This window comes from Comamonas endophytica (assembly GCF_023634805.2).
Classification (GTDB): Bacteria; Pseudomonadota; Gammaproteobacteria; order Burkholderiales; family Burkholderiaceae_C; genus Comamonas; species Comamonas endophytica.
Map to the genome: position 1 here is coordinate 1995469 of NZ_CP106881.1, position 24966 is coordinate 2020434.

Consider the following 24966-nt stretch of genomic DNA (forward strand, 5'->3'; position numbering starts at 1 on the left):
CTTGTCGAAGGATGAACGGCCAGTACTTGAGTTGGATTTCAAGGTACAACATACCGGCAGTTTGCTGGTAGATATTTGAGCGCTGCCGCATTGGCAATACCACAACCCCACACGATGGGCTGTGATAAACGCATGGGAGCGGCAGGAAATGCGGAATCGGTCACGCCACCACTGCCAGGCGTCAGCAAAAGAGGCGCGCCCAGTGCCGAGCCTACGTTTGCCGCATAGGTAATCGCGATTTGCCCGTCCTCCATTGCAGGAGTTGCCAGAACAGGAATTGCAGCAATGGTGATCGACGCCACATTGGAGCCAGCAGCATATTCGTAGGCATACGATGTCTGGCCTGAGCTTGCGGCGGTCGTGGATGCGGTGCCGCCATAGCTGGCAACACCCGTTGTGCCGACAGTAGAAAATATGTCTTCGACAGCGACCTTGGCGGCGGCTGCCAGATTCAATCCTTCAATGACCCGGGCGCGGATTGTGTAATCCTGATAGGCGGGCAATGCCATGGCTGTCAAGACACCAAGGATTGCGACGACAAGGATTATTTCGATCAGGGTAAAACCTTGCTGGAGAACGCACTTCATTGAAAGCTCCTAAAGCAAGTCCCTAAGGATAGACGAAAATATCAAAAACTGAATTTTAGATTTTCTGGAATTTCCAATAAAGATCAAGGCCCAAAAGGGCCTTGATAAATGCATGAGATATAGTTTTCAAACTATAGGTAATTCATTTGGTATTACTTCAAATTTGAAAACCCACATCATTATGTGCCTGCGGTGGCGCGGCAAGTAGCTGGGAGGAATTTAGGCGCAATACCGTTGGTAGCCGTAGGGCCACACAACCAAGTACCAATGCTGCTACCGATGGCCGGTGGAGTGCATGCTGCAAAAGTGGTAGCAGAAGGGTCAGCGCAAGGAGCAAAACGAATCTGACCGCCAGTGGTATTGTCGGCCTTGTTGGCGATGCCTTGCGACGTCACTGTCACGACAGCATTGCCATTGACGGGCGGGTTAGCCAGTTCAGTGGTCGTCACAGAAAGAACAAATCTGCTAGCGGCATCTGCTGCAGTGGCGCTTGCAGTCGTATTTCTTTCGCATCCCCAGCCGTTGGCTGCAATGGTCGCGCCAGTCCGTCCTGCTTGGAATGTTTCAGTAATCGTAGTACGGCAGTTGGAACCTTGCATGATCACTTCCGACACCTGCGCACGCTTGGAATAATCCTGATACGCCGGCAACGCCACAGCCGCCAAAATACCAATGATCGCCACGACGATCATCAGCTCGATCAAGGTAAAACCTTGCTGCATATTGCGCTTCATAGAAAGCTCCTGAGGAAAAATTAGGTGACCCACATTAGCAATTGTTGTGCCATGACCATCTTGACGGAGCAACCCCTCGCTCATGCAAAATCTGGTTGCAATCGTCGCGAGATTGAAATATTTCATGACAAGTTTGCCAAGCTTGTCTGACAAAGTTGTCAGAAGCTCTGCAGCAATCGCCAAACCTGTCACAAGCTAGAGCTCAGCTAGACCGGCAAAAGCAGAAACTGCAGCCGGCTCCCCGCCACCTCGATCCGGTCCTCATGCCGCAGTACCTGCGCCTCGGTCCCCACGCCCTGGCCGTTCAGGCGCAGGCTGCCTTCCGGCCCCTCGACACGCGCCAGCGTGAAGCCCGTGGCGCTGCGTGTGATCGACGCCACGGCCACGCCCGGCTTGCCCAGCGTGGTCACCGGTTTGACCAACGCCACTTCGCGCGTCATCTGACCCTCGAGCCGCAGGCAGGCCGGCTGCGCAGCCGATGCGGCGGCGCCCCATGCCTCGTATTCCTCGGGCGTGAGTTCCACGCGCAGCTGGTATTGGCCCACCTGCAGCACGTCGCCGTGGTGCAGGTCCTGGTGCGTGACGCGCTGCCGGTTGACGAAGGTGCCATTGGTGCTCTGCAGGTCCTCGACGCTCACGCGGCCATTGTCGCAATGCAGCAGCGCGTGCTCGCCGCTCACGGCGAGATTGCTGATCACGATGTCGTTGTACGGACGGCGCCCGAGCGTGGTGCGCTCCTTGGTCAGCTCGACTTCCTTGATGATGGCGCCATCAATTGAAATGACCAGACGGGGCATGCACGGACTCCTGCGGATGATGTATCGGCGCTATCGCGCGAGCGTGAGTTTAGCCGCAAGGAATGGAGCGTGCCATCAGCCTTCGCAGATGTCGGGCGCGGGCTCGACGGCCACCAGGATGACGCTGATGTTGTCGTTGCCGCCCATGGCATTGGCCTGGGCGATCAGCTGGTCGGCCTGCAGGCTCAGCGGCTGGGGCAGGGCCAGCAGCGCGGCGATCTCGTGCGCTTCCAGCATGTCGCTGAGGCCGTCGGAGCACAGCAGCACCCGGTCGCCGGCTTCGAGCGGCTCCTCGTGCAGCGTGGGCTGGGCGCGCGCGGCGACGCCCAGCGCGCGCGTGATCAGATGGCCCTGTCCGGACCGGGCCGCGGCTTCGGCGGTGAGCAGGCCGGCGTCCATCTGCTCCTGCAGCCAGGAATGGTCGCGGGTGAGCTGGCGCAGCGTTCCGCGGCGCCACAGATAGGCGCGCGAATCGCCCAGGTGCGCCACCACCAGCCGGTCCTGCGTGAAGACGGCGGCCACCACCGTGGTGCCCATGCCGGTGCATTCGGCATGGCGGTCCGCATGCGCAAGCACGGCGGCGTTGGACTTGTGCACGCAGTGCTCGAGCGCCCGGTGCACGGCCGCCATGCGCGCCGGCAGGGTCTGCGGCGGCAGCTGCATGGCGCTGTGCTGCAGGCACTGCACGATGCATTGCACCGCCAGGGCGCTCGCCACCTCGCCGGCCCGGTAGCCGCCCATGCCGTCGGCCAGCACCGCCACGGACCAGTCGCCGCAGGCCCCGGCATGCACCGCATCCTCATTGTTGGCGCGCACCAGGCCGGGGTCGGTGCGCTGCACGCAAGCGTAGCGCCACTGGGGGGCAGGCAGGGGAGATCGGCGGAAACTCAGAAGCACGGCAGGGTAGGCAGGGTAGGGCGATGCGCAAGCGCGCAAGGCAAATTGTCCGGGGGATGGGATGGCCCTGCAGTCTGTATGCGGCAGCGCATCGCAGCATGAGAGCGTAACGCATCTTGCGCTGTAGGTATCTGCCGCCATGCGGGCGCAAAAAAAGGATGGCGCCTGCGCGCCGTTGCAGCGCACGAAGCATCCATCCTTGGGTTTCCCGGGCTCGCCATGCGGCGCGGCCCGGGAGAGGGCGTCAGCCGCCGTGGATCAGATCAGGCCCTTGAGCAGACGCGCCATTTCCGACGGGTTGCGGGTGATCGTGAAGCCGCACTCTTCCATGATGGCGAGCTTGGCATCGGCCGTGTCGGCGCCGCCGGAGATCAGCGCGCCGGCGTGGCCCATGCGCTTGCCCGGAGGCGCGGTGACGCCAGCGATGAAGCCGACGATGGGCTTCTTCATGTTGGCCTTGCACCACTGTGCGGCTTCGGCTTCGTCGGGGCCGCCGATTTCGCCGATCATGATCACGGCGTCGGTGTCCGGGTCATCGTTGAACGCCTTCATCACGTCGATGTGCTTCAGGCCGTTGATCGGGTCGCCACCGATGCCGACGGCCGACGACTGGCCGATGCCCAGTTCGGTCAGCTGGGCCACGGCTTCATAGGTCAGCGTGCCGGAGCGCGAGACCACGCCGATGCGGCCCTTCTTGTGGATGTGGCCGGGCATGATGCCGATCTTGATCTCGTCGGGCGTGATCAGGCCGGGGCAGTTGGGGCCCAGCAGCAGGGTCTTCTTGCCGCCGGCGGCTTCCTTGGCCTTCATGCGGTTGCGCACTTCCAGCATGTCACGGACGGGAATGCCTTCGGTGATGCAGATCGCCATGTCCAGGTCGGCTTCGACGGCTTCCCAGATCGCGGCGGCAGCGCCTGCGGGCGGCACGTAGATCACCGACACGGTGGCGCCGGTCTGCTGGGCGGCTTCCTTGACCGAACCGTAGATGGGGATGTTGAAGATCGACTCGCCGGCCTTCTTCGGGTTCACGCCCGCGACGAAGCAGTTCTTGCCGTTCGCGTATTCCTGGCACTTCTCGGTGTGGAACTGGCCCGTCTTGCCGGTGATGCCCTGGGTGATGACTTTGGTGTCTTTGTTGATATAGATCGACATGTTGCTCTCTCCAGGGTCTGTTACTTGACGGCTTCGACAATCTTGGTGGCGGCTTCAGCCATGGTGTCGGCCGAGATGATGGGCAGACCGGATTCGGCCAGCATCTTCTTGCCCAGTTCCTCGTTCGTGCCCTTCATGCGCACGACCAGCGGCACCTGCAGGTTCACGGCCTTGCAGGCGGTGATCACGCCGGTGGCGATGGTGTCGCACTTCATGATGCCGCCGAAGATGTTGACCAGGATGCCTTCGACCTTGGGGTTCTTCAGCATGATCTTGAAGGCTTCGGTGACCTTCTCGGGGGTGGCACCGCCGCCCACGTCCAGGAAGTTGGCCGGCTCGCCGCCGAACAGCTTGATGGTGTCCATGGTGGCCATGGCCAGGCCGGCGCCGTTGACCAGGCAGCCGATGTTGCCGTCCAGCGAGATGTAGGCCAGGTCGAACTTCGAGGCTTCGACTTCGGCCGGATCTTCTTCGTCCAGGTCGCGGAAGGCAACGATTTCGGGGTGGCGGAACAGCGCGTTGGAGTCGAAGTTGAACTTGGCGTCCAGGGCGGTGACGTTGCCCTTGCCGTCGCGGTTCAGCGGGTTGATCTCAACCAGCGACGCGTCGGTGTCCATGTAGCACTTGTAGATCTTCTGGCAGATGTCGATGAACTGCGCCACCGAGTCTTCAGGCATGCCGATGCCCTTGGCCAGCTCTTCGCCGTTGGCCTGGGTGAAGCCCTGCAGGGGATCGACCATGACGGTGATGATCTTCTCGGGCGTGGAGTGCGCCACTTCCTCGATGTCCATGCCGCCTTCGCTGGAGGCAATGAACGCCACCTTCTGCGTGGCGCGGTCGGTCACGGCCGACAGGTAATATTCCTGCTGGATGTCGGCGCCGTCTTCGATGTACAGGCGGCGGACCTTCTGGCCTTCGGCACCGGTCTGGTGCGTGATCAGCTGCATGCCGAGGATCTCGCCAGCCAGGCGCTTGACGTCGTCGATGCTCTTGGCAACCTTGACGCCGCCGCCCTTGCCGCGGCCGCCCGCGTGGATCTGGGCCTTCACGACCCAGACCGGGCCGCCGAGCTTCTGGGCCGCTTCGACGGCTTCTTGTACGGTGAATGCAGGGATGCCGCGCGGAACGGGCACGCCGAACGTACGCAAGATTTCCTTGCCTTGGTATTCATGAATCTTCATGAGCTGTCTCTCTCTCAGGAATGGTGGTTCACCCGGTCGCCATAATGTTGTCTGGCCGCGGGCATGGGACATGGCAGCCCGGAAATGTATCATGCTGCGATGCACCATCCCCGGTGTAAAACTACTAACCCATATACTGGCTTTTGAGCTGCGCGTGTAGCAAAGGGCCGGGAACGATTGCAGGAGTTTTTCCATGTCCAAAGTGTTCATCGACGGCGAAGCCGGTACCACGGGCCTGCAGATCCGCGAGCGGCTGCAGTCCATGCCTGCGATCGAGCTGGTCAGCATTGCACCCGAACTGCGCAAGGATGCGGCTGCCAAGCGCGCACTGATCGAGGGCGTGGACCTGGTCATCCTGTGCCTGCACGACGACGCGGCGCGCGAGACCGTGGCCGTGGTCGATGCCATCACTGCCGAGACCGGCCGCAGCATCAAGATCATCGATGCCTCCACCGCCCACCGCACCGCGCCGGGCTGGGTCTATGGCTTTCCCGAACTCGCCGAGGGCCAGCTTGAAGCCGTCAAGGGCGCGTCGCGCGTGTCCAACCCCGGCTGCTATGCGACCGGCGCGATCGCGCTGCTGCGCCCGCTGGTCGACGCCGGCCTGCTGCCCGCCGACTTCGCCGTCAGCCTGCCCTCGGTGTCGGGCTACACCGGCGGCGGCCGCCCGATGATCGAAGCCTACGAGGCCGGCACCGCCGCGCCCTTCGAAGCCTATGCGCTGGGCCTGGCGCACAAGCACATCGCCGAGATCCAGCGCTACACCGGCCTCACGCGCCGTCCGCTGTTCATGCCGGCGGTGGGCAACTTCCCCCAGGGCATGCTGGTACAGCTGCCGCTGCACCTCGACCTGCTGCCCGGCGCCCCGAAGGCCGCCGACCTGCACGACGCGCTGGCCAGCCACTACGCGCGCACCGCCACGCCCGAGCAATGGGTTTCGGTGCTGCCGCCGACCGAAGACGGCAAGATGGCCGCCGACACGCTGGCCAACACCAACAAGCTCGAGCTGCGCGTGTTCGCCAACGAGCAATACCGCCATGCGGTGCTGATGGCGCGGCTGGACAATCTGGGCAAGGGCGCGAGCGGGGCGGCGGTGCAGAATCTGCAGTTGATGCTTGGAGTTTGAGGCGCGCGGCCAATCAGGCGCGGAGGGTTTTTATCCGTTCGCCCTGAGCTGAGGACTGGATGTGGGTGGGCAAGAGGGCTTCAGCCCGATGCCTCCTCCGGCGCCTGCCCCCCCACTACCTTGCGCACGACCTCGCCCGAAAAACCGCGGCTCGCCAGAAAACGCATCTGCTTGAGTTTTTCCTGCGGCGTTTCGGCCGGGGCGCCGAAGCGCTGGCGCCAGATCGCATGCGCGCGCTGCCATTCGGTGGCGCGCAGTTCCAGCGTGGCGGCGCGCACGGTGTCGTCGTCCAGGCCCTTGCTGCGCATTTCCTGGACCACGCGCGCCGTGCCCAGCCTGCTGCCGCGGCGGTAGGCCACGGACTGGGCGACGCGTTCGGGGTTGATGAAATCCTTGGATTCGAGTTCGTCCAGCACGGCCGCCAGGTCCTCGCCTTCGGCGACATGGCTGGCGAGCTTGCGTTCGAGTTCGAGCCTTGAATGCTCGCGCTGTGCCAGCAGGCGCAGCGCGCGGCCCTTGAGGGAGAGGGTGGAAAAAACCATGTGAGTGCAAAAGCAAAACGGCCCTGCCGCGCAGAGCTGCGCGGCAGGGCCGTCAGTGCTTATTCGCCTGCGGGTTCAGCGCTTGCCGCAGCCGCCTTGTCGGCCTTCTCGGCTTTTTCCGCGGCCTTGTCGGCCTTGGCAGGCTTGCCAGCGGCCGGGGCGGGCGTGGCGCCGGCCAGCAGCGAGACGCCCAGGCTTTCGCGCACGCGGTTCTCGATCTCGAACGCCAGGTCCGGGTTCTCGCGCAGGAATTCACGCGCGTTGTCGCGGCCCTGGCCGATCTTCTCGCCGCGGTAGGCGTACCAGGCGCCCGACTTGTCGAGGATCTTGGCTTCGACGCCCATGTCGATGATCTCGCCTTCGCGCGAGATGCCCTCGCCGAACAGGATGTCGAACTCGGCGGTCTTGAACGGCGGGCTGACCTTGTTCTTGACCACCTTGACGCGGGTTTCGTTGCCGATGGCGTTGTCGCCCTTCTTGATCGTGCCGGTGCGGCGGATGTCCAGGCGCACGGAGGCGTAGAACTTCAGCGCATTGCCGCCGGTGGTGGTTTCGGGCGAGCCGAACATGACACCGATCTTCATGCGGATCTGGTTGATGAAGATGACCATGCAGTTGGTCTTCTTGATCGTCGCGGTCAGCTTGCGCAGCGCCTGGCTCATCAGTCGGGCCTGCAGGCCGGGCAGCGCGTCGCCCATCTCGCCCTCGATTTCGGCCTTGGGCGTGAGCGCCGCCACCGAGTCGACGACGATCAGGTCCACGGCGCCCGAGCGCACCAGGCTGTCGACGATCTCGAGCGCCTGCTCGCCGGTGTCGGGCTGGCTGATCAGCAGGTCGGACAGCTGCACGCCCAGTTTCTGGGCGTATTGCACGTCCAGCGCGTGCTCGGCGTCGACGAACGCGCACTGGCCGCCCTGTTTCTGCATCTCGGCAATGACCTGCAGCGTGAGCGTGGTCTTGCCCGAGGATTCAGGGCCGTAGATCTCGACCACGCGGCCGCGCGGCAGGCCGCCGACGCCCAGTGCGATGTCCAGGCCCAGCGAGCCGGTGGACACGACCTGGATGTCTTCGATGACTTCGCCTTCGCCCAGGCGCATGATGGTGCCCTTGCCGAACTGCTTTTCGATCTGGGCCAGCGCAGCCTGCAGTGCCTTGGCCTTTTCGGTGTTGGCAGCGGCGGCGGGGTTGTTGCCCTTGACAGTGGTGACGTCCATGAAAACTCCTAGAAAGCAATGATTTTGGATAGCACCGACGGTCTGTGCATACTGCCAGGCTGGATGCTTGAACAGTAGTTTATGAGGGTTGTGTTTGCGTGTATAGATGATTTTTAGTCAGTTTGCCTGACAATTTGCCATGGCTTCTTTTCCTCCTTCCATACCTTCGGCAGTCATGCCTTCGGACTATTCCGATGCCTGGCGCCAGATCCATCTGGGCCGGCTGCTCGGGCATTCGATGCGGCGTTTCGATGCGCGCGTCATGCAGTTGATGGCGCATGCGGTCGAGGTGCCGCTGGCGCTGTCCAACCTCGCGGCACGCGACCAGGTCAGCGCCGCGCATATCCACATCACGCGCCATCTGTCGCTGGGCGGCGACCGGTTGACGGACCTGGCCGAGCGCGCGGGCATGAGCAAGCAGGCCATGGCCGATCTGGTCGAGCAGTGCCTGGCCTGGGGGCTGGTCACGCGCGAGCCCGATGCGCGCGACCGGCGCACGCGCTGGATACGCTTCACGCCCACAGGGCTGGGCTGGCTGCAGGCCTTCGAGGCCGCCGTGGCCCAGGCCGAGGCCGAATTCCGCGCCGAAGTCGGGGACGACGTGGCGACCGTGGTGGCGCTGGGGCTCGAGGCTTATTCGGCCAGCAGCGGCAAGCCGGCATGAAGTAGCCCCCAGTTCGCCCACCGCGTCTTGCCTTGGGGCGGCCTGGCGGCAAAACAGCGCGAAAACCCCAGGTCGTGCCTTGGCATCCCTCTCTAGAATGGACCAAACATCCGGCGCTCGTGCACCGCCGCGCTTCACCGAGGGACCCATCCGCATGCGCATCTTGATTGCCGAAGACGACCAGGTCTTTGCCGATGGCCTGCTGCGCAGCCTGCGCGGTTCGGGCGCGGTCGTCAGCCATGTGGCCAGCGGCAGCGAGGCCGAATCGGTGCTGATGACCTGCAGCGAGTTCGACCTGCTGATCCTCGACCTGGGCCTGCCGAAGATGCATGGCCTGGAAGTGCTGCGCCGGCTGCGCGGGCGCGGCGACGGCCTGCCGGTGCTGATACTCACCGCAGCCGACAGCGTCGAGGAGCGCGTCAAGGGGCTGGATTTCGGCGCCGACGACTACATGGCCAAGCCCTTCAGCCTGCAGGAACTCGAAGCGCGCGTGCGCGCGCTGACGCGCCGCGGCATGGGCGGCGCGAGCAGCACCATCAGGCATGGGCCGCTGGTCTATGACCAATCGGGGCGCGTGGCGACGATCGACGGCAGGATGGTGGAGCTGTCGGCGCGCGAACTGGGCCTGCTGGAGGTGCTGCTGCAGCGCGCCGGCCGCCTGGTCAGCAAGGACCAGCTGGTCGAGCGCCTGTGCGAGTGGGGCGAGGAGCTGAGCAACAACGCGATCGAGGTCTATATCCATCGGCTGCGCAAGAAGATCGAGCACGGGCCGATACGGATCGCGACGGTCAGGGGGCTGGGGTACTGCCTGGAGAAAATCCGCGATTGACTCTGACAAACAACCGCCCTGAAATGCCCTTCGACAAGCCCAGGGCGAACGGTAGAGGGGTTGCTGGTCGTGCGCCCAAAACAAGGGAGGAAGGCTCCTGGCGAAACCCATGAAACTCTTCCAGCGCGAACAATATTCCCTGTTCGGCGGCATTCTCGACTGGATGCTGACGCCCTTGCTGCTGCTGTGGCCCGTGAGCCTGGGATTGACCTGGCTGGTGGCACAGGGGCTGGCCAACCAGCCCTATGACCGGGCGCTGGAATACGACGCGCGCCTGCTGGCGCGGCAGGTGCAGCAGGGCCAGCTGCCATCGGGCCCGGAGCACCCGCTGCGCACCGGCGCCAAGGACACCATCCATTACCAGGTGCTGGACCCGCAGGGCCGGCTGCTGGCGGGCCAGCCGGCCCTGCCGCGGCCGCCATGGACCGATGCCGAGCGGCGCGATGGCGCAGTGCAGCTGCATGACGCGGAGCTGCATGGCGTGGACCTGCGGCTGGCGGCGGTCTGGGTGCCGCTGGCGGGGCCGGACCAGCCGCTGGCGCTGGTGCAGGTGGCCGAGACCCGCGACCAGCGCAACGCGCTGGCGGGCGAAATCATCCGCGGCGTGATGCTGCCGCAATTCGTCGTGCTGCCGCTGGCGGTGATGCTGGTGTGGATGGCGCTGGCGCGCGGCATCACGCCGCTGCACCGGCTGGAGGAGCGCATCCGTGCGCGCAAGCCAGACGATCTGTCGCCGCTCAATTTCCAGGAGGTGCCGCTGGAAGTCGCGCCGCTGGTCAATGCCGTCGACGACCTGCTGTGCCGGCTCAATGAATCGCTGGCCACGCAAAAGCGTTTCCTGGCCGATGCCGCGCACCAGCTCAAGACGCCGCTGGCGGGCCTGCGCATGCAGGCCGACCTGGCGCAGCGCGAGGGCACGAGCACGCAGGAGCTCAAGCGCTCGCTGCAGCAGATCGGGCACGCCAGCATGCGCGCCAGCCACACCGTCAACCAGCTGCTGGCATTGGCGCGCGTCGAAGGCACGGGCACGGCGCTGGCCAAGCAGCGCTGCGACCTGGCGCGGCTGGTGATCGACGTGGTGCGCGATTCGGTACCGCGCGCGCTCGAGCGCCATGTGGACCTGGGCTATGACGGCGCCGAGCCTGGCGCTCCCGGAGTCTGGATGGAGGGCAACCCGACGCTGCTGACCGAGCTGGTGCGCAACCTGGTCGACAACGCCATCAACTACATGCCTTCGACACCCGAGCAGCCCGGTGTGGTCACGGTGCGGCTGTCGGCCGACAGCCGCGCGCGGACGCTGCTGCTGCAGGTCGAGGACACCGGGCCGGGCGTGCCCGAGGCCGAGCGGGCACTGGTGTTCCAGCCTTTCTACCGCGCGCTGGGCACGCCGGTCGACGGCTCGGGCCTGGGCCTGCCTATCGTGCAGGAGATCGCGCGCCAGCATGGCGCCCAGGTCACGCTCGAGCCGGCACGCCCTGGGCAGATGCCGCCGGGCGCGCGCTTCAGCGTGCGTTTCGCGGGGCTCCAGGTGCCGCCTGCGTCGAGCTGAATCGACCCAGGCCGGGCGGTGCGGACTGCGCGGCGGCAGCCAGCGCCGCCTGGCTGGCGGCAAGCATTTCGGCGCTCGATTGCGCGGCCGATTCCAGCAGCCAGTCGCGCAGCGAGACCAGCGCGCCATGGTGGGCGCGGCCCTCGGGGTAGAGGAACCAGTAGCCGAGGTGGCTGGTGTAGCCGGGCAGGGGCTCGGTGACCATGCCCGAGGCAATCTCGTCCTGCACCAGGCAGCGCGGCACCAGCGCCACGCCCATGCCGGCCATCACCGCGCGGATGATGCTCTGGAACTGGTCGAACTGCGGGCCGTCGAGGGCGCGCATGCCTTCCACGCCATGCGCCTGGCTCCATTGCGCCCAGGCGTCGGGAATGGTCACATGGCGCAGCCGGGTGCAGGCGATCAGGTCTTTGGGCTTGCGCAATTCGAGCGCACCAGGGCTGCCCCTGGGCGGAGCGATCAGCGCCACCTGCTGTCCCACCAGATAGTGCGCGCGCGCGCCGGGCCAGTGGCCGTCGCCGAACAGGATCGAGCAGTCGAGCGTGGGACTCTCGAAATCATAGCCATGCACATAGGGCACGAAATGCAGCGTGACCTGCGGCTCGCGCTGCTGGAACTGCGGCAGCCGCGGAATCAGCCACTTCGCACCAAAAGTGGGCAGCACCGACAGGTAGAGCGCACCGCTGCGGTCATCGCTGGTGATCAGCTCCAGCGTCGCCGCCTCGAGTTGCGACAGCAGCGCGCGCACCGCGCGTTCGTAGCGCTCGCCGGCGGGGGTCAGCGTCAGGCGCTTTCGGTTGCGCTCGAACAGCGTCACGCCGACCCATTTCTCCAGCTCCTGCACCTGCTTGCTGACGGCGCTTTGCGTCAGGTGCAGCGCCTCTGCCGCGCGCGACACACCCCCGAAACGCACCACGGTGGAGAAAGCCCGCAACAGGTGCACGGGAGGGTTGAGGCGACGCAAACTGGACATGGCGTTCAATCACGGAGGTGGTGCAAGGATGCTTGAAAAGCTTCAATATATTCCGATTTGGAATAATAACAGGCACAGGTATTGCTTTGTCCCTGTACCGAATTCCGTTAATCTTTCTGTTCGAAAAGGAAAAAACACATGCAACGTCGTCATTTCATTGCCTCCCTTGCCGCTACAACTGTCGTTCCTGGAATGTCTTTTGCGCAGGACAATAGCCGGCCCCTGCGCATCGTCGTGCCTTTTCCTCCGGGCGGCTCGACCGACATGGTCGTGCGCAACCTGCAGGACGTGCTCGGCCGCCTGCTGAACCAGCCCGTGGTCATCGAGAACCGCGCCGGTGCCGGCGGCTCGATCGGCATGTCCGAAGTGGCGCGCGCCACCGACAACCTGACGCTGGGCGTGGCCACGCTGTCGACCCATGGCGTGAACCCCGCCGTGCTGAACAAGCTGCCCTATGACGCGCTCAAGGACTTCGTCGGCGTGACCGAGATGGTCAAGGCGCCGGGCGTGATCGTGGTCAACCCCACGGCCCTGCCGGTCAAGAACATGGCCGAACTGGTCGCCTACCTGAAGGCCAATCCCGGCAAGGTCAGCTACGCGACGCCCGGCAACGGCACCATCGGCCACATGTGGGGCGAGCTGTTCAAGCGCGCCACCGGCACCGACATGCTGCATATTCCCTACCGCGGCGCCGGCCCGGCCATCAATGATGTGCTGGGTGGCCAGGTGCCCGTGTATTTCGACCAGGTGGCCTCGTCGCTGCCGCAGATCAAGTCCGGCAAGGTGCGCGCCATTGCCGTGAGCTGGCCCCAGCGCCTGGACGTGCTCCCCGATGTGCCGACCTATGCCGAGCTGGGCTACAAGGACATCAACGATCCCTCGTGGTTCGGTCTGGTGGCACCCAAGTCGATGCCCGCGGCCCAGGTCGCACGCATCCAGAAGGCCGTGGCCGACGCACTCAAGGAAGATGTGGTCAAGCAGCGCATGGCGGCCCAGGGCCTGTACCCCACGGGCACTTCGACCGCTGCCTTCAGCAAGCAGATCGAGACCGAGATCGCCAAGATGAAGCAGGTCGCCGCCTACGCCAAGATCCAACTCGACTGAACCTCCTAACTTCCAGTCTGCCTATGCATCCCGTATTGCAATTGATCAGCCAACGTTTCCAGCATGCCCAGCCAGGAGTGGCGGGCGTGGCCCATGCGCCCGCGCCGGCGCAGATGGTGACCAGCATTCCCGGCACCAGTGCCGTGGTGCTGGACTCGCCGCACAGCGGCACCTGGTATCCCGAGGATTTCGGCTCGTGCCTGCCGCTGGCCACCCTGCGCCAGGCCGAGGACACGCATGTCGAGAAGATCTACGCGTTTGCACCGGCGCTGGGCGTGAGCTGGATCGAGGCGCATTTCCCGCGCATCTATCTGGACGCCAATCGCGACACCACGGAAGTGGACTGCGGCATGATCGACGGCGAATGGCCGCTGCCGGTCACCGAGGACCAGGTGGTGCTGCAGAAGGTGCGGCTGGGCAAGGGGCTGATCTGGAAGTTCACCGATGCCGGCGTGCCGATCTACGATCGCGCGCTGACGGTGGACGAACTGCTGGCGCGCATCGAGCGCTGCTGGAAGCCCTACCACGCGGCCGTGGCCAAGGCGATCGATGCGGCGCACGCGCGCCATGGCTACAGCATCCATATCAACTGCCATTCGATGCCGGCGGTGGCCGCCAGCCATGCCACGCTGCATCCGGGCCTGGCGCATGCGGATTTCGTCATCGGCGACCGCGACGGCACGACGGCCGACCCGCGCCTGTCGCAGCGCATCTGCGACTTCCTGCGGGCGCGCGGCTACAGCGTCGACTACAACCACCCCTACAAGGGCGTGGAGCTGGTGCGCCGCTACGGCAACCCGGCGGACAACCGCCACAGCATCCAGATCGAGATCAACCGCAAGATCTATATGGACGAGCAGACGCTGGAGCTGGATCAGGCGGGGTATCTGCGGCTGACGAAGGATCTGCAGGCGCTGGTGGAGGACTTGATGGCTTTCGATCCGCGCGCCTGAGCGATTCTGTCGCGAATGCAAAACGGCCCGGGTTTCCGGGCCGTTTTTGTTTCAAGATTCGGGTGCTAAGAGGGTCAGAGGTCCTTTTCGACGTGGGGCCGTCCATGCTTCGACAGGCTCAGCACGAACGGATAAATCGATACGCCTCGCCGCCAATCCCCGTTCGCCCTGAGCCTGTCGAAGGGTGGACGGCCCCACCTCAAGAGGAACCCTGACCCTCTCCTAAGCACCACATCCCCGCAACGCCTTCCCCCCGAACGCCGGCAGCGCCTCCACCTGCGCCCGCAGCGAAGGGGTGGCCGCAGGCAGGCGTAGGATGAAACCATGCCGGTCAGGCCGCTCCTGCACCACGCGGGCGCTGCGCACGCCCTGGCGCACCAGCTGGGTCAGCTCGCGCGTGGCGGCCTCCTCGCTGCTGAAGCGGCCCAGCGACAGGCCGGGCTCGAGCGCTCCGCCCGCGCGGTCATGGTCGAGCTTGCGCGCCACCAGTTCGGCACGCTTCTTCTCCAGCGCCTGGCTGTCGGCAAACTTGCCCATGTAGACCATCCAGCGGCCCGGCTGGGTGATCGGCGCCAGGTTCCAGCTGCCCTCGGGCACTTGCAACAGCAGTGCGCGGCGCAGCGTGTCCGCGGCGTTGTCGTCGTAGATGCCGGCCTGCAGGCATTGCGTTGGCCCCACTGGCGCCTGCACCTCGGCCGGCGGCGGTTCGGCGGATACAGTGGGTTCGGCAGCCACTGCGGGCGCTGGAGTGGCGGCAGCCACTGTCTCTGCCGTGCTCGCCGGTGGCAGCAATTGCAGCGCCTCGGGCTGCAGTTGCTGGCGCAGCCGCTCGGGCTCGCTGTGCTGCGTGGGCGCCCAGCCCAGGCTGGCCAGCGCGCCCTGGCTCCAGGCGAAATAGCCGGCATTGGCCAGCAGCAGGATCAACAGGGCAATGCGCAGCATGGAGTCTTTCTGTTAGGAGATGGGCTCGGCCTGGGGCCGCACGCTGATGTCCGAGCTGGTCACGGCGCGCAGGCCCCCGGGGGTCTGCACGCGCAGCGCGCCATCGGGGCCCACGCCCTGGGCCAGGCCGCTCAGGCCGTCGCTCAGGTTGACGATGCGGCCCTGCAGCAGGTCGCGCTCGGCAAAGCGCGCACGCACGGGCGCGAAGCCGTGCTGCTCGAAAGCCAGCAGGGCCTGCACCAGCGGTGGCACGATGCGACCCAGCGCCGTGGGCGCATCCAGTGCCGGATCGATGTCGCGCAGGCCCGCCGGCGTGGTGGACAGGCCCTCGCCCGCGGGCGCGCGCACGTTCAGGCCCACGCCGATGACGACATAGCGCGACGGGCCGCCGGGGCCGACGCCGCTGGCGGTTTCAATCAGGATGCCGCCGAGCTTGCGGTCGCCTTCGAGCCAGAGGTCGTTGGGCCACTTCAGGCCCAGGCGCGCGCGGTCCTCGCCAGCGGCGGGCAGCTGCGGCTGCAGGCTCTGCGCCAGGCTCACGCCGACGGCCAGCGACAATCCAGACCAGTCGGCCGGCGACATCGGCAGGCCGAGCGAAAAGGTCAGCGAATCGCCGATGCCGCTGACCCACTGGCGGCCCAGCCGCCCGCGGCCCGCGGTCTGGTGCTCGGTGACCAGCAGGATCGGTTCGCAGCGGCCCGTGCGCGCGCGGCGCATCAGCTCGGTATTGGTGGAATCGACCTCGGGCAGGATCTCGACCGTGAAGCCTTCGAGCAGCGGGCTGACGGCCTGCCACAGGGCTTCGGCAGGCCAGCGAATAGGAGTCAGGCTCATGCCTTGTCCCCGGGCATCGGCGGGCGCCAGCCGCGCTTGGGCGCCAGCAGCGTGCCGCGGCAGTTGGCCGCGCCGCAGTAGCAGGGGTACTCGGCCTTGAGCTTGGCCGTGTAGCGCTCCTCGAGCATCAGGCCGTAGTCGTAGTTCAGTTCCTCGCCCGCGGCGATGTTGCGCAGCGCGGTGATGAAGATGCGGCCGTCCCGCTCGTCGGCATAGCAGTTGGGGTTGCAGCTGTGGTTGATCCAGCGCGAGGAATTGCCGCCGAAGTTGGCGTCGATCACGCGGTCTTCATCGACGTGGAAGTAGAAGGTGTGGTTGGGCTGCAGCGGATCGTGCGGGTGGCGGTCCTGGGCCTGCTGCCAGGAAATGATTTCACCCGTGTATTCGATGAGGACTTCGCCCTCGGCAATATCCTGCACGGCAAAGACCCCCTTGCCATGTACGCCGGAGCGCCGGGTCTGGATGCGGCGCGCGGCCGGCGAAGTGGACTGGGTGCGGGGCATTGGAATCTCTGATACTTTGAATATGCACACATGCGCGTGCGTGCGCGTACACGCGTGAGAACGGATTGTAGGAGCGCCGGCCCGGGCCGGCGCTTGAATTGACGAGAACACACAATGACAAAAACACTGGTGATTGCCGAGAAGCCTTCCGTGGCGCAGGACATTGTCCGTGCGCTGACCCCGGTCGTGGGGAAGTTCGAGAAGCACGAGGACCATTTCGAGAACGACACCCATCTGGTGACCAGCGCCGTCGGCCATCTGGTGGAAATCCAGGCGCCCGAGCAGTTCGACGTCAAGCGCGGCAAGTGGAGCTTTGCCAATCTGCCGGTCATTCCGCCCTTCTTCGACCTGAAACCCGTCGACAAGACCAAGAGCCGCCTGAACGCCGTGGTGCGGCTGGCCAAGCGCAAGGACGTCACGCGCCTGGTCAACGCCTGCGACGCGGGCCGCGAGGGCGAGCTGATCTTCCGTCTGATCGAGCAGTACGCAGGCGGCGCCAAGCCGCTGGCCAAGCCGGTGCAGCGCCTGTGGCTGCAGTCGATGACGCCGCAGGCCATCCGCGCGGGCTTCGAGAGCCTGCGCAGCGACGAGCAGATGCAGGGCCTGGCGGACGCCGCGCGCAGCCGCTCCGAGGCCGACTGGCTGGTCGGCATCAACGGCACGCGCGCCATGACGGCCTTCAATTCGCGCGATGGCGGCTTCTTCCTGACCACCGTCGGCCGGGTCCAGACCCCGACGCTGTCGGTGGTGGTCGAGCGCGAGGAGAAGATCCGCAAGTTCGTCAGCCGTGACTACTGGGAAATCCACGGCACCTTCGGCGCGCAGGCCGGCGAGTACCTGGGCAAGTGGTTCAACCCGCAATGGAAGAAAAGCGAAGACGTTGAGCTGCGCGCCGACCGCGTCTGGAGCCTGGCCGAAGCCCAGGCCATCGCCCAGGCGGCGCGCGGCAAGCCCGCCGTGGTGACCGAGGAAAGCAAGCCCACGACCCAGGCCTCGCCGCTGCTGTTCGACCTGACCAGCCTGCAGCGCGAGGCCAACGGCAAGTTCGGCTTCTCGGCCAAGACCACGCTGTCCATCGCCCAGAGCCTGTACGAGCGCCACAAGGCGTTGACCTATCCGCGTACCGATTCGCGCGCGCTGCCCGAGGACTACCTGCCCGTCGCCCAGCAGACCTTCGAGATGCTCGCCAAGAGCGGCCTGCGCCACCTCGAGCCCTTTGCACAGCAGGCGCTGAAGAACAACTACGTGCGCCCGAGCAAGCGCATCTTCGACAACGCCAAGGTGTCGGACCACTTCGCCATCATCCCCACCACGCAGGCGCCGAGCGGCCTGAGCGAGGCCGAGCAAAAGCTCTATGACCTCGTGGTGCGCCGCTTCATGGCGGTGTTCTTCCCGAGCGCCGAGCACCAGGTGACGACGCGCATCAGCCGCGTCGAGACCCACCACTTCAAGACCGAGGGCAAGGTGCTGGTCAAGCCGGGCTGGCTGGCGATCTACGGCAAGGAAGCCGCGCACGAGGTCGAGGACGCCAAGGAAGGCGACAAGGGCCAGAACCTGGTGCCCGTGCAGCCCGGCGAGCAGCCGCTGGCGCGCGCTGTCGAGCCCAAGGGCCTGAAGACCAAGCCGCCGGCGCGCTACTCCGAAGCCACGCTGCTGGGCGCGATGGAAAGCGCCGGCAAGCAGGTCGAGGACGAGGAACTGCGCTCGGCGATGCAGGAAAAGGGCCTGGGCACGCCCGCGACGCGCGCCGCCATCATCGAAGGGCTGCTGACCGAGAAATACATCATGCGCGAGGGCCGGGAGCTGATTCCCACGGCCAAGGCCTTCCAGCTGATGACGCTGCTGCGCGGCCTGGGCGTCGAGGAGCTGTCGCGCGCCGACCTGACGGGGGAGTGGGAGTACAAGCTCTCGCAGATGGAAAAGGGCCAGCTCTCGCGCGAGGCTTTCATGCAGGAAATCGCGTCCATGACCGAGCGCCTGGTCAAGAAGGCCAAGGAATACGACCGCGACACCATTCCCGGCGACTACGCGACGCTCCAGACCCCCTGTCCCAATTGTTCAGGCGTGGTCAAGGAAAACTACCGCCGCTACGCCTGCACGGGTGCCGACGGCAAGAGCAGCGGCTGCGGCTTCTCGTTCACCAAATCGCCGGCCGGGCGCACCTTCGAGACGCACGAGGCCGAAGCCCTGCTGCGCGATCGGCGCATCGGCCCGCTCGAGGGCTTCCGTTCCAAGGCCGGCTGGCCCTTCGTGGCCGAAGTCGCCATCGTGCGCGACGAGGAGAACGACAACTACAAGCTCGAGTTCGACTTCGGCGACGACGCGAATGCCGAGGACACGGGCGAGATCGTCGATTTCTCGGCCCAGCAGCCGCTCGGCCCCTGCCCCAAGTGCGGCGCGCCGGTATTCCAGCATGGCAGCAACTATGTCTGCTCCAGGGCGGTGCCCACGCCCGCCCATCCCGTGCCCAGCTGCGACTTCAAGAGCGGCCAGATCATCCTGCAGCAGCCCATCGAGCGCGAGCAGATGGCCAAGCTGCTGGCCACCGGCAAGACCGACCTGCTGGAGAAGTTCGTCTCCAACCGCACGCGCCGCGCGTTCAAGGCCTTCCTGGTCTGGGACGCCGCGGAGGGCAAGGTGAATTTCGAGTTCGAGAAGCGCGATTCGAAATTCCCGGCGCGTAAGACCGCGGGTGCGCCGGCGAAAAAGGCGCCGGCCGCGAAGAAGACGGCGGCCAGGAAGGTGCCCGCTGCCAAGACGGCGGTGGCCAAGGCCGCGTCCGCGGCCGTGCCCAAGGCGCCGCGCAAGGTCGCCTCCAATCTGACGCCCAGCCCCGCGCTGGCCGCGGTGATCGGCGACGGGCAGGTCGCGCGCACTGAGGTCATCAAGAAGATCTGGGACTACGTGAAGGCCAACAACCTGCAGGACGCGAGCAACAAGCGTGCGATCAATGCCGATGCCCGGCTGAAGCCGGTGTTCGGCAAGGACCAGATCACGATGTTCGAGCTGGCCGGCATCGTCGGCAAGCATCTCGCCTGACAAGGCGGTTGTCATCTGAGGTACACACGGCGCGGCGCCCGATGCGCTACGCTGTGGCATGGCCTCCACTCAACTGCTTTCGCCCGGCACCGCGCTGCCGGACCGTGTGCTGCGCCTCGAGGGCAGCAGCAATTTCCGCGACCTTGGCGGCTACGGCACCGCCGACGGGCGCCGCCTGCAGTGGCGGCGCATCTTCCGCTCGGACCATCTGGCGGGGCTGTCGGCGGCCGATCTGCAGACGCTGGCCGATCTGAAGATCGCCCACAGCGTCGACTTCCGCGGCGCCAACGAATGCACGGTGCAGGGCTATGCCTGGCCGCAGTTCACGCGCCATGCGTTCATGGTCGAGCCGACGGTGGTGCAGCGCACCCAGTCGCTGCTGGCGGCCGGGCACCGGCTCACGGCCGCCGATACCGTGGGGCTGATGCAGGAAACCTACCTGAGCTTCGTGCGCGACAACGCCGACCGCTTCGCGCGGCTGTTCCAGCTGCTGCTGCGCAGCGAGGCGCCGCTGGTGTTCCACTGCACCGCGGGCAAGGACCGCACCGGCTGGGCCGCGGCGCTGATCCTGCATGCCCTGGGAGTGCCCCGCGAGCAGATCATGGAAGACTATCTGCTGACCAACGCGCACTACCGGCGGCCCGTCGCCGCGGGGGCAGGGCGCCTGCCCGAGGAGGTGCTGGAGGTGTTGTGGCGCGTGCAGGCGCCGTTTCTCGACTGCGCGTTCGACCTCGTCGAGCGCGAGCATGGGGGGATGGATCGGTATCTGGCGGAGGTGTTGGGGATGGACCGCGCGGCGCGTGCGGAGCTGGCTCGGCGCTATCTCGAATAGACGGGGCACATCCGGTTACCTGGCTCCTTGCGCGACCGGTAGCATCGAAGCTTGTTTACGGGAGTCCTTATGAAGATTTGCATGCAGGTTTTTGCGGCCGTGGCGCTGGTGGCGGGGCTGGCGGGCTGTGCGGGGGGAAACGCCGTGCAAGGCGGCAGCAGTGGCAGCGGGGTGACGGTGTTTGGCGAAGTCGATGTCGGGGTAGGGCGGGTGCGATGAATTTTCCTTTGCGGACCCTTGGCCCCTTACACCCTTCGACAGGCTCAGGGCGAACGGGTTAAAACCCTCAGCGCTCATTTCAACACCCTGCTCGCAGCGGCTGTTTATTGACCGTTCGTCCTGAGCCTGTCGAAGGATGGACGGCCCCGCGACAGATTGAGCATTTCATATCCCTGCCGCATTGGCTGCCGCATCTTCACGCACCCCTGGTCCCCCAAGCCCCCCGATCTCCCGATCCACTTCCTCGTGGATCTCCAACTGCCTCGCCGAAGGCGGCTTGCCCAGCAGGCTCACCACCACGATGGCCAGCGTGGCAAGCAGGAAGCCCGGCACCATTTCGTAGAGCTTGAACCACTGGTAGTGCTGCCACACCAGCACCGTGGCCGCGCCGACCACCATGCCGGCCAGCGCGCCGTTGCGGGTCATGCGGGGCCAGACCAGGCTCAGGAGGACCAGGGGACCAAAGGCGGCGCCGAAGCCGGCCCAGGCGTAGCTGACCATGCTCAGCACGCGGCTGTCCGGGTCGCGGGCAATGAGAATGGCGACCACGGTAACGGCGAGGACCATGGCGCGGCCGAACCAGACCAGTTCGCGCTGGCCCGCGTCGCGGCGCAGGAAGGCCTTGTACAGGTCCTGCGTCAGCGCGCTGGAGCAGACCAGCAGCTGGCATGACAGCGTGCTCATGATCGCGGCCAGGACCGCCGCCAGCAGGATGCCGCCGATCCAGGGGTTGAACAGCAGCTTGGCGACTTCGAGGAACACGGTTTCGGCGTTGCCGGCCACGCCCGCGGCCAGCTCGGGGCGCTGGCCGAAATAGGAGATGCCGAACAGGCCCACGGCCACCGCGCCGCCCAGGCACAGCACCATCCAGGTCATGCCGATGCGCCGCGCGGTGGGGATCGTCCGCGCCGACTGGGCGGCCATGAAGCGCACCAGGATGTGCGGCTGGCCGAAATAGCCCAGCCCCCAGGCCAGCAGCGAGACGATGGCGATGGTGTCGAGCGAGGCCAGCATGTCGAAGGCGCCCGGCCGCGCGGCATCGATGGCGGCGCTGCTGGCGGCCACGCCGCCGTCGGCGTGGATGACCATCAGCGGCGCAAGGATCAGCGCGGTGATCATCAGCGAGGCCTGCAGGGTGTCGGTCCAGCTCACGGCCAGGAAGCCGCCGATGAACACATAGGCCATGGTGGCGAAGGCGCCGACCCACAGCGCAAGGCGGTAATCCATGCCGAACATGCTCTCGAACAGCCGCGCGCCCGCCACCACGCCCGAGGCGCAGTAGATGGTGAAGAACACCAGGATGACCAGCGCCGTGACGATGCGCAGCAGGTGGCTGCGGTCCTCGAAGCGGTTGGTGAAGTAGTCGGGCAGGGTCAATGCGTTGCCGACCTTCTCGGTGTAGATGCGCAGCCGTGCCGCGACGAAGCGCCAGTTGAGCCAGGCGCCGATGCACAGGCCGATGGCGATCCACGACGCCGACAGTCCCGAGAGGAAGACCGCGCCCGGCAGGCCCATCAGCAGCCAGCCGCTCATGTCGGAGGCGCCCGCGGACAGCGCCGTGACCACGCTGCCCAGGCTGCGCCCGCCGAGGATGTAGTCGGACAGGTTGGACGTGGCGCGCCAGCCGAGCCAGCCGATGAGCAGCATGGCCAGCAGGTAGATGGCAAAGGTGATGGTGGTGGGCAGATCGGCGTTCATGGCGTCTCCTGGCCTGCGCGGCATGTACCGCCGGGCAGTGGGTGTGCGAAACGATTGTAGGCACTCACATTCAATTCCGGTGCAGGCCACTTCCGCAGCAGGGCTGCAAGCAGGGCAGGCCTAGGGTGCGATCCAGACCTCCTGCGGCGCATCCGCCGGCACCGAATACAGGCTGCCGCGCGTCAGCGGCAGCAGCGGCGTGCTTTCCTCGATGGCCTCTCCGGGCATCGGCAGGCCCGTGGCAGGCACCACGGTGACGGGCTGCGGCGCACGCGGCTCCTGCGGCACGGGTTCGGGCTCGGGCTGCGGCGGCGCGGCGCGGGGCCTGGACGCGGCCTGTGGCGGCGCCGGTGCCCACCAGCTTTCCCAGCGGCGCTGCCAGGCCGCGCCCAACCCACTCCACCAGTGGTGCTCCTCGGGCGCGCTGAATTTCGCCTTGGCGTCGATCACGCGGGCACGCAGCGCGCGCGAGGTGAAGTCGCCGACCATCGGCAGGGCGCTGCGCGCGCCCTGGCCCCAGTGGTCGCTGCGCAGGTTGATGCGGCTGTCGTTGAAGCCGGTCCACGCGCCGACCACCAGCTCGGGGTGCATGAGGATGAACCAGCCATCGGTATTGGCCTGCGTGGTGCCGGTCTTGCCTGCCACGTCGCCGCGGATGCCGTACTGCTGGCGGATGGCGCGCGCCGTGCCCTTGTCGACCACGCCGCGCAGCATGTCGACCAGCGCGTAGCTCAGTTGCCCGTCGAACACCTGCTCCGGCTTCGTGGGCGTGAATTCCGCCAGCACCTCGCCCGCGCGGTTCTCGATGCGCGTGACCCACATCGGCTCGCGGTAGCTGCCGCCATTGGCCAGCGTGCCATAGGCGCTGACCATTTCCTTGAGCGTGACCGGGCTGCTGCCCAGCGCCAACGCCGGCACCGCCTCGAGCGGGCTCTGGCGCACGCCCAGCGCGCGCGCCACCTGCACCACGCGGTTCACGCCGACCTCCTGCGCCAGCGCCGCGGTAATGGTGTTCTTCGAATAGGCCAGCGCATCGGCCAGCGTCATGTCCTTGCCGCTGGGCGGGCCGGCATCGCTCGGGCGCCACACCTCGCCGCCCGCCAGCGCGATTTCCACCGCCTGGTCGGGGCGCTTGTCATCGGCCTGCAGGCCCTGCTGCAGCGCCGCGCCATAGACGAAGGGCTTGAAGGTCGAGCCCGGCTGGCGCCGCGCCTGCTGCACATGGTCGTAGCCGTCCAGGCTGAAATCGCGGCTGCCGACCCAGGCGCGCACCGCGCCCGTGGCCGGGTCCAGGGCCAGCAGGCCGGCCTCGAGCCGCAGCTTGTCGGCGCGCAGGCGGCGCATGAAGGCCTTGTCGCTCAGCAGCGCCTGCAGCGCCGGGTCGGGGTCGAGCGTGGAACGGCGGTACTCGGCGGATTCGCGCACCAGCGTCTGCACCAGCGGGTTGTCGGCGTTCCAGCCGTCGCGCCGGTTCCAGCCGCTGTCGGCAATGCCCTGCAGCGTGCGGCCCTGGCGCGCCACGGCCTGGCTGGCCCACGTCTGCAGCCGCGAGTCCAGCGTGGTGTGCACGACCAGGCCGTCGGTGTGGATGTCGTAGCCGTTGCTGTCAGCCCAGGCAATGAGCCACTTGCGCAGCTGCTGCGTGAAGTGCGGGGCCGGGCCCGTGGGTTCCTCCTGGCGCTCGAAGTCGATGCGCAGCGGGCGCTTCTTCAGTTGCTCGAACGTGGCCGCGTCCAGTTCCTCGCGCTTGACCATCTGCGACAGCACGGTGTTGCGCCGCGCCACCGAGCGCTCGGGGTTGAGCACCGGGTTGTAGTAGCTCGTGCCCTTGAGCATGCCCACCAGCGTTGCCGACTCCAGCACGCTCAGCCGGCGCGCGGACTTGTCGAAATAGGTGCGCGCCGCCATCTCGATGCCGTAGGCGTTGTAGAGGAAGGGCACGGTGTTGAGGTAGGTCTCGAGGATCTCGTCCTTGGTGTAGAGCGCCTCGATCTTGAAGGCGGTGATGGCCTCCTTGAGCTTGCGCGTGAGCGTGGGCGCGCGGCCGATCTCGGTGGGGTAGAGGTTGCGCGCGAGCTGCTGGGTCAGGGTCGAGCCGCCCTGGCGGTCGCCGGCCAGCGTGTAGACCAGCGACGAGGCGGTGCGCCGCCAGTCCAGTCCGTGGTGCTGGTAGAAGCGGTGGTCCTCGGTGGCGATCAGCGCCTTGACCACGGCCGGGGCGATCTGGTCCAGCGCCACCCAGTCGCGGTTGCTGCGCTTGAACACGGCCAGCTCCTTGCCGTCCTGGCTCAGGATCTGCGCCGGCTGCTCGAGGCGCGCCTTGCGGATGTCGCGGATGCCGGGCGTGAAGGGAATCAGCACCAGCACATACAGCACGCCCAGCGCCGGCAGCGCGGCCACGCCCCAGGCCAGTTGCCGCCGCGTGGGACGGCGCATGGATCCGCGCAGAGCCACCAGGCGCTCGCGCGTGGGCCAGTAGGACAGGGTCTGCGCATGTTGCCACGCGGCGGCCAAGCGGGCGGGCAGCTTCAAGTCATTCACGGGAGGACGCACGGTGCTGAGCAGGCCAGGCTGCTGGAAATCCAAAGCGCGCAGTG

General features: G+C 66.3%; 22 protein-coding genes. 8 read left to right on the forward strand and 14 right to left on the reverse strand.

What is annotated here, in order from left to right; genetic code table 11:
* Window positions 1-38 precede the first annotated feature (38 nt).
* The 6 genes from M9799_RS08905 to sucC form a co-directional block, all read right to left on the reverse strand.
* On the reverse strand, window positions 39-587 hold the full coding sequence (locus M9799_RS08905; RefSeq protein ID WP_304505202.1) for a pilin: 549 nt from the start codon (window positions 585-587) through the stop codon (window positions 39-41).
* A gap of 179 nt (window positions 588-766) precedes the next feature.
* Window positions 767-1504, reverse strand: a complete 738-nt coding sequence (locus tag M9799_RS08915) for a pilin (protein ID WP_318530276.1) — start codon at window positions 1502-1504, stop codon at window positions 767-769.
* Window positions 1505-1527: 23 nt separating this feature from the next.
* Window positions 1528-2118: an FHA domain-containing protein gene (locus M9799_RS08920; protein WP_231042803.1), complete on the reverse strand. Its 591-nt coding sequence runs from the start codon at window positions 2116-2118 to the stop codon at window positions 1528-1530.
* A gap of 75 nt (window positions 2119-2193) precedes the next feature.
* Window positions 2194-2958 carry a Stp1/IreP family PP2C-type Ser/Thr phosphatase gene (locus tag M9799_RS08925; protein WP_250621331.1) on the reverse strand — a complete coding sequence of 255 codons (765 nt, stop codon included), beginning with the start codon at window positions 2956-2958 and terminating at the stop codon, window positions 2194-2196.
* Window positions 2959-3273: 315 nt separating this feature from the next.
* Entirely contained in the window at window positions 3274-4167 is an 894-nt protein-coding gene (gene sucD / locus M9799_RS08930; RefSeq protein ID WP_231042801.1) for a succinate--CoA ligase subunit alpha, read from the reverse strand.
* A 20-nt stretch (window positions 4168-4187) separates the two neighbouring features.
* Window positions 4188-5348: an ADP-forming succinate--CoA ligase subunit beta gene (gene sucC / locus M9799_RS08935; RefSeq protein WP_231042800.1), complete on the reverse strand. Its 1161-nt coding sequence runs from the start codon at window positions 5346-5348 to the stop codon at window positions 4188-4190.
* Window positions 5349-5541: 193 nt separating this feature from the next.
* On the opposite strand from sucC, the gene argC reads away from it, so the two are divergent.
* Window positions 5542-6474, forward strand: coding sequence for an N-acetyl-gamma-glutamyl-phosphate reductase (argC, locus tag M9799_RS08940; RefSeq protein WP_231042799.1), 933 nt, complete (start codon window positions 5542-5544; stop codon window positions 6472-6474).
* A gap of 80 nt (window positions 6475-6554) precedes the next feature.
* Here argC and recX read toward each other — a convergent pair whose 3' ends face one another.
* Complete coding sequence (gene recX / locus M9799_RS08945; RefSeq protein ID WP_231042798.1) at window positions 6555-7016, reverse strand: recombination regulator RecX; 462 nt, start codon at window positions 7014-7016, stop codon at window positions 6555-6557.
* A 59-nt stretch (window positions 7017-7075) separates the two neighbouring features.
* Window positions 7076-8230 (reverse strand): recombinase RecA, encoded by a 1155-nt coding sequence (gene recA, locus M9799_RS08950; protein ID WP_231042797.1) that lies wholly within the window; start codon window positions 8228-8230, stop codon window positions 7076-7078.
* Between the two features lie 139 nt (window positions 8231-8369).
* Between recA and M9799_RS08955 the strand changes: the two genes are divergently transcribed.
* From M9799_RS08955 to M9799_RS08965, 3 genes are all read left to right on the forward strand, one after another.
* Window positions 8370-8894, forward strand: coding sequence for a MarR family winged helix-turn-helix transcriptional regulator (locus M9799_RS08955; RefSeq protein WP_231042796.1), 525 nt, complete (start codon window positions 8370-8372; stop codon window positions 8892-8894).
* Window positions 8895-9048: 154 nt separating this feature from the next.
* Complete coding sequence (locus tag M9799_RS08960) at window positions 9049-9723, forward strand: response regulator (RefSeq protein WP_231042795.1); 675 nt, start codon at window positions 9049-9051, stop codon at window positions 9721-9723.
* A gap of 109 nt (window positions 9724-9832) precedes the next feature.
* On the forward strand, window positions 9833-11272 hold the full coding sequence (locus tag M9799_RS08965) for a sensor histidine kinase (RefSeq protein ID WP_231042794.1): 1440 nt from the start codon (window positions 9833-9835) through the stop codon (window positions 11270-11272).
* Here M9799_RS08965 and M9799_RS08970 read toward each other — a convergent pair.
* Window positions 11226-12245, reverse strand: a complete 1020-nt coding sequence (locus M9799_RS08970) for a LysR substrate-binding domain-containing protein (RefSeq protein WP_231042793.1) — start codon at window positions 12243-12245, stop codon at window positions 11226-11228. The genes M9799_RS08965 and M9799_RS08970 overlap by 47 nt on opposite strands.
* Before the next feature lie 138 nt (window positions 12246-12383).
* On the opposite strand from M9799_RS08970, the gene M9799_RS08975 reads away from it, so the two are divergent.
* Both M9799_RS08975 and M9799_RS08980 read left to right on the forward strand, forming a co-directional pair.
* Window positions 12384-13349 carry a Bug family tripartite tricarboxylate transporter substrate binding protein gene (locus M9799_RS08975; RefSeq protein ID WP_231042792.1) on the forward strand — a complete coding sequence of 322 codons (966 nt, stop codon included), beginning with the start codon at window positions 12384-12386 and terminating at the stop codon, window positions 13347-13349.
* Window positions 13350-13372: 23 nt separating this feature from the next.
* Window positions 13373-14302, forward strand: coding sequence for an N-formylglutamate amidohydrolase (locus M9799_RS08980; RefSeq protein WP_231042791.1), 930 nt, complete (start codon window positions 13373-13375; stop codon window positions 14300-14302).
* A 222-nt stretch (window positions 14303-14524) separates the two neighbouring features.
* On the opposite strand, the gene M9799_RS08985 is transcribed toward M9799_RS08980, so the two are convergent.
* From M9799_RS08985 to M9799_RS08995, 3 genes are read right to left on the reverse strand one after another with little or no spacing between them, the layout of a single operon-like run.
* Window positions 14525-15244 carry an SPOR domain-containing protein gene (locus M9799_RS08985; RefSeq protein ID WP_231042790.1) on the reverse strand — a complete coding sequence of 240 codons (720 nt, stop codon included), beginning with the start codon at window positions 15242-15244 and terminating at the stop codon, window positions 14525-14527.
* 12 nt (window positions 15245-15256) lie between these two features.
* Window positions 15257-16078, reverse strand: a complete 822-nt coding sequence (locus M9799_RS08990; RefSeq protein ID WP_231042789.1) for a biotin--[acetyl-CoA-carboxylase] ligase — start codon at window positions 16076-16078, stop codon at window positions 15257-15259.
* Window positions 16075-16581 (reverse strand): SET domain-containing protein, encoded by a 507-nt coding sequence (locus M9799_RS08995; RefSeq protein ID WP_231042788.1) that lies wholly within the window; start codon window positions 16579-16581, stop codon window positions 16075-16077. The genes M9799_RS08990 and M9799_RS08995 overlap by 4 nt, the downstream gene beginning before the upstream one ends.
* A gap of 114 nt (window positions 16582-16695) precedes the next feature.
* Here M9799_RS08995 and M9799_RS09000 point away from each other — a divergent pair, with 114 nt between their 5' ends.
* Entirely contained in the window at window positions 16696-19620 is a 2925-nt protein-coding gene (locus M9799_RS09000) for a DNA topoisomerase III (protein ID WP_231042787.1), read from the forward strand.
* A 58-nt stretch (window positions 19621-19678) separates the two neighbouring features.
* Window positions 19679-20452, forward strand: coding sequence for a tyrosine-protein phosphatase (locus M9799_RS09005; RefSeq protein ID WP_231042786.1), 774 nt, complete (start codon window positions 19679-19681; stop codon window positions 20450-20452).
* 384 nt (window positions 20453-20836) lie between these two features.
* Here M9799_RS09005 and putP read toward each other — a convergent pair whose 3' ends face one another.
* Together putP and M9799_RS09015 are read right to left on the reverse strand one after the other, a co-directional pair.
* Window positions 20837-22369 carry a sodium/proline symporter PutP gene (gene putP, locus M9799_RS09010; protein ID WP_231042785.1) on the reverse strand — a complete coding sequence of 511 codons (1533 nt, stop codon included), beginning with the start codon at window positions 22367-22369 and terminating at the stop codon, window positions 20837-20839.
* 120 nt (window positions 22370-22489) lie between these two features.
* Window positions 22490-24922 (reverse strand): penicillin-binding protein 1A, encoded by a 2433-nt coding sequence (locus M9799_RS09015; protein WP_231043223.1) that lies wholly within the window; start codon window positions 24920-24922, stop codon window positions 22490-22492.
* Between the last annotated feature and the right edge of the window lie 44 nt (window positions 24923-24966).

Coding starts and splice junctions, on each gene's coding strand:
- M9799_RS08905 (WP_304505202.1), bottom strand. CDS start 587: ATGAAGTGCGTTCTCCAGCAAGGTTTTACCCTGATCGAAATAATCCTT.
- M9799_RS08920 (WP_231042803.1), bottom strand. CDS start 2,118: ATGCCCCGTCTGGTCATTTCAATTGATGGCGCCATCATCAAGGAAGTC.
- sucD (WP_231042801.1), bottom strand. CDS start 4,167: ATGTCGATCTATATCAACAAAGACACCAAAGTCATCACCCAGGGCATC.
- sucC (WP_231042800.1), bottom strand. CDS start 5,348: ATGAAGATTCATGAATACCAAGGCAAGGAAATCTTGCGTACGTTCGGC.
- argC (WP_231042799.1), top strand. CDS start 5,542: ATGTCCAAAGTGTTCATCGACGGCGAAGCCGGTACCACGGGCCTGCAG.
- recX (WP_231042798.1), bottom strand. CDS start 7,016: ATGGTTTTTTCCACCCTCTCCCTCAAGGGCCGCGCGCTGCGCCTGCTG.
- recA (WP_231042797.1), bottom strand. CDS start 8,230: ATGGACGTCACCACTGTCAAGGGCAACAACCCCGCCGCCGCTGCCAAC.
- M9799_RS08955 (WP_231042796.1), top strand. CDS start 8,370: ATGGCTTCTTTTCCTCCTTCCATACCTTCGGCAGTCATGCCTTCGGAC.
- M9799_RS08960 (WP_231042795.1), top strand. CDS start 9,049: ATGCGCATCTTGATTGCCGAAGACGACCAGGTCTTTGCCGATGGCCTG.
- M9799_RS08965 (WP_231042794.1), top strand. CDS start 9,833: ATGAAACTCTTCCAGCGCGAACAATATTCCCTGTTCGGCGGCATTCTC.
- M9799_RS08970 (WP_231042793.1), bottom strand. CDS start 12,245: ATGTCCAGTTTGCGTCGCCTCAACCCTCCCGTGCACCTGTTGCGGGCT.
- M9799_RS08975 (WP_231042792.1), top strand. CDS start 12,384: ATGCAACGTCGTCATTTCATTGCCTCCCTTGCCGCTACAACTGTCGTT.
- M9799_RS08980 (WP_231042791.1), top strand. CDS start 13,373: ATGCATCCCGTATTGCAATTGATCAGCCAACGTTTCCAGCATGCCCAG.
- M9799_RS08985 (WP_231042790.1), bottom strand. CDS start 15,244: ATGCTGCGCATTGCCCTGTTGATCCTGCTGCTGGCCAATGCCGGCTAT.
- M9799_RS08990 (WP_231042789.1), bottom strand. CDS start 16,078: ATGAGCCTGACTCCTATTCGCTGGCCTGCCGAAGCCCTGTGGCAGGCC.
- M9799_RS08995 (WP_231042788.1), bottom strand. CDS start 16,581: ATGCCCCGCACCCAGTCCACTTCGCCGGCCGCGCGCCGCATCCAGACC.
- M9799_RS09000 (WP_231042787.1), top strand. CDS start 16,696: ATGACAAAAACACTGGTGATTGCCGAGAAGCCTTCCGTGGCGCAGGAC.
- M9799_RS09005 (WP_231042786.1), top strand. CDS start 19,679: ATGGCCTCCACTCAACTGCTTTCGCCCGGCACCGCGCTGCCGGACCGT.
- putP (WP_231042785.1), bottom strand. CDS start 22,369: ATGAACGCCGATCTGCCCACCACCATCACCTTTGCCATCTACCTGCTG.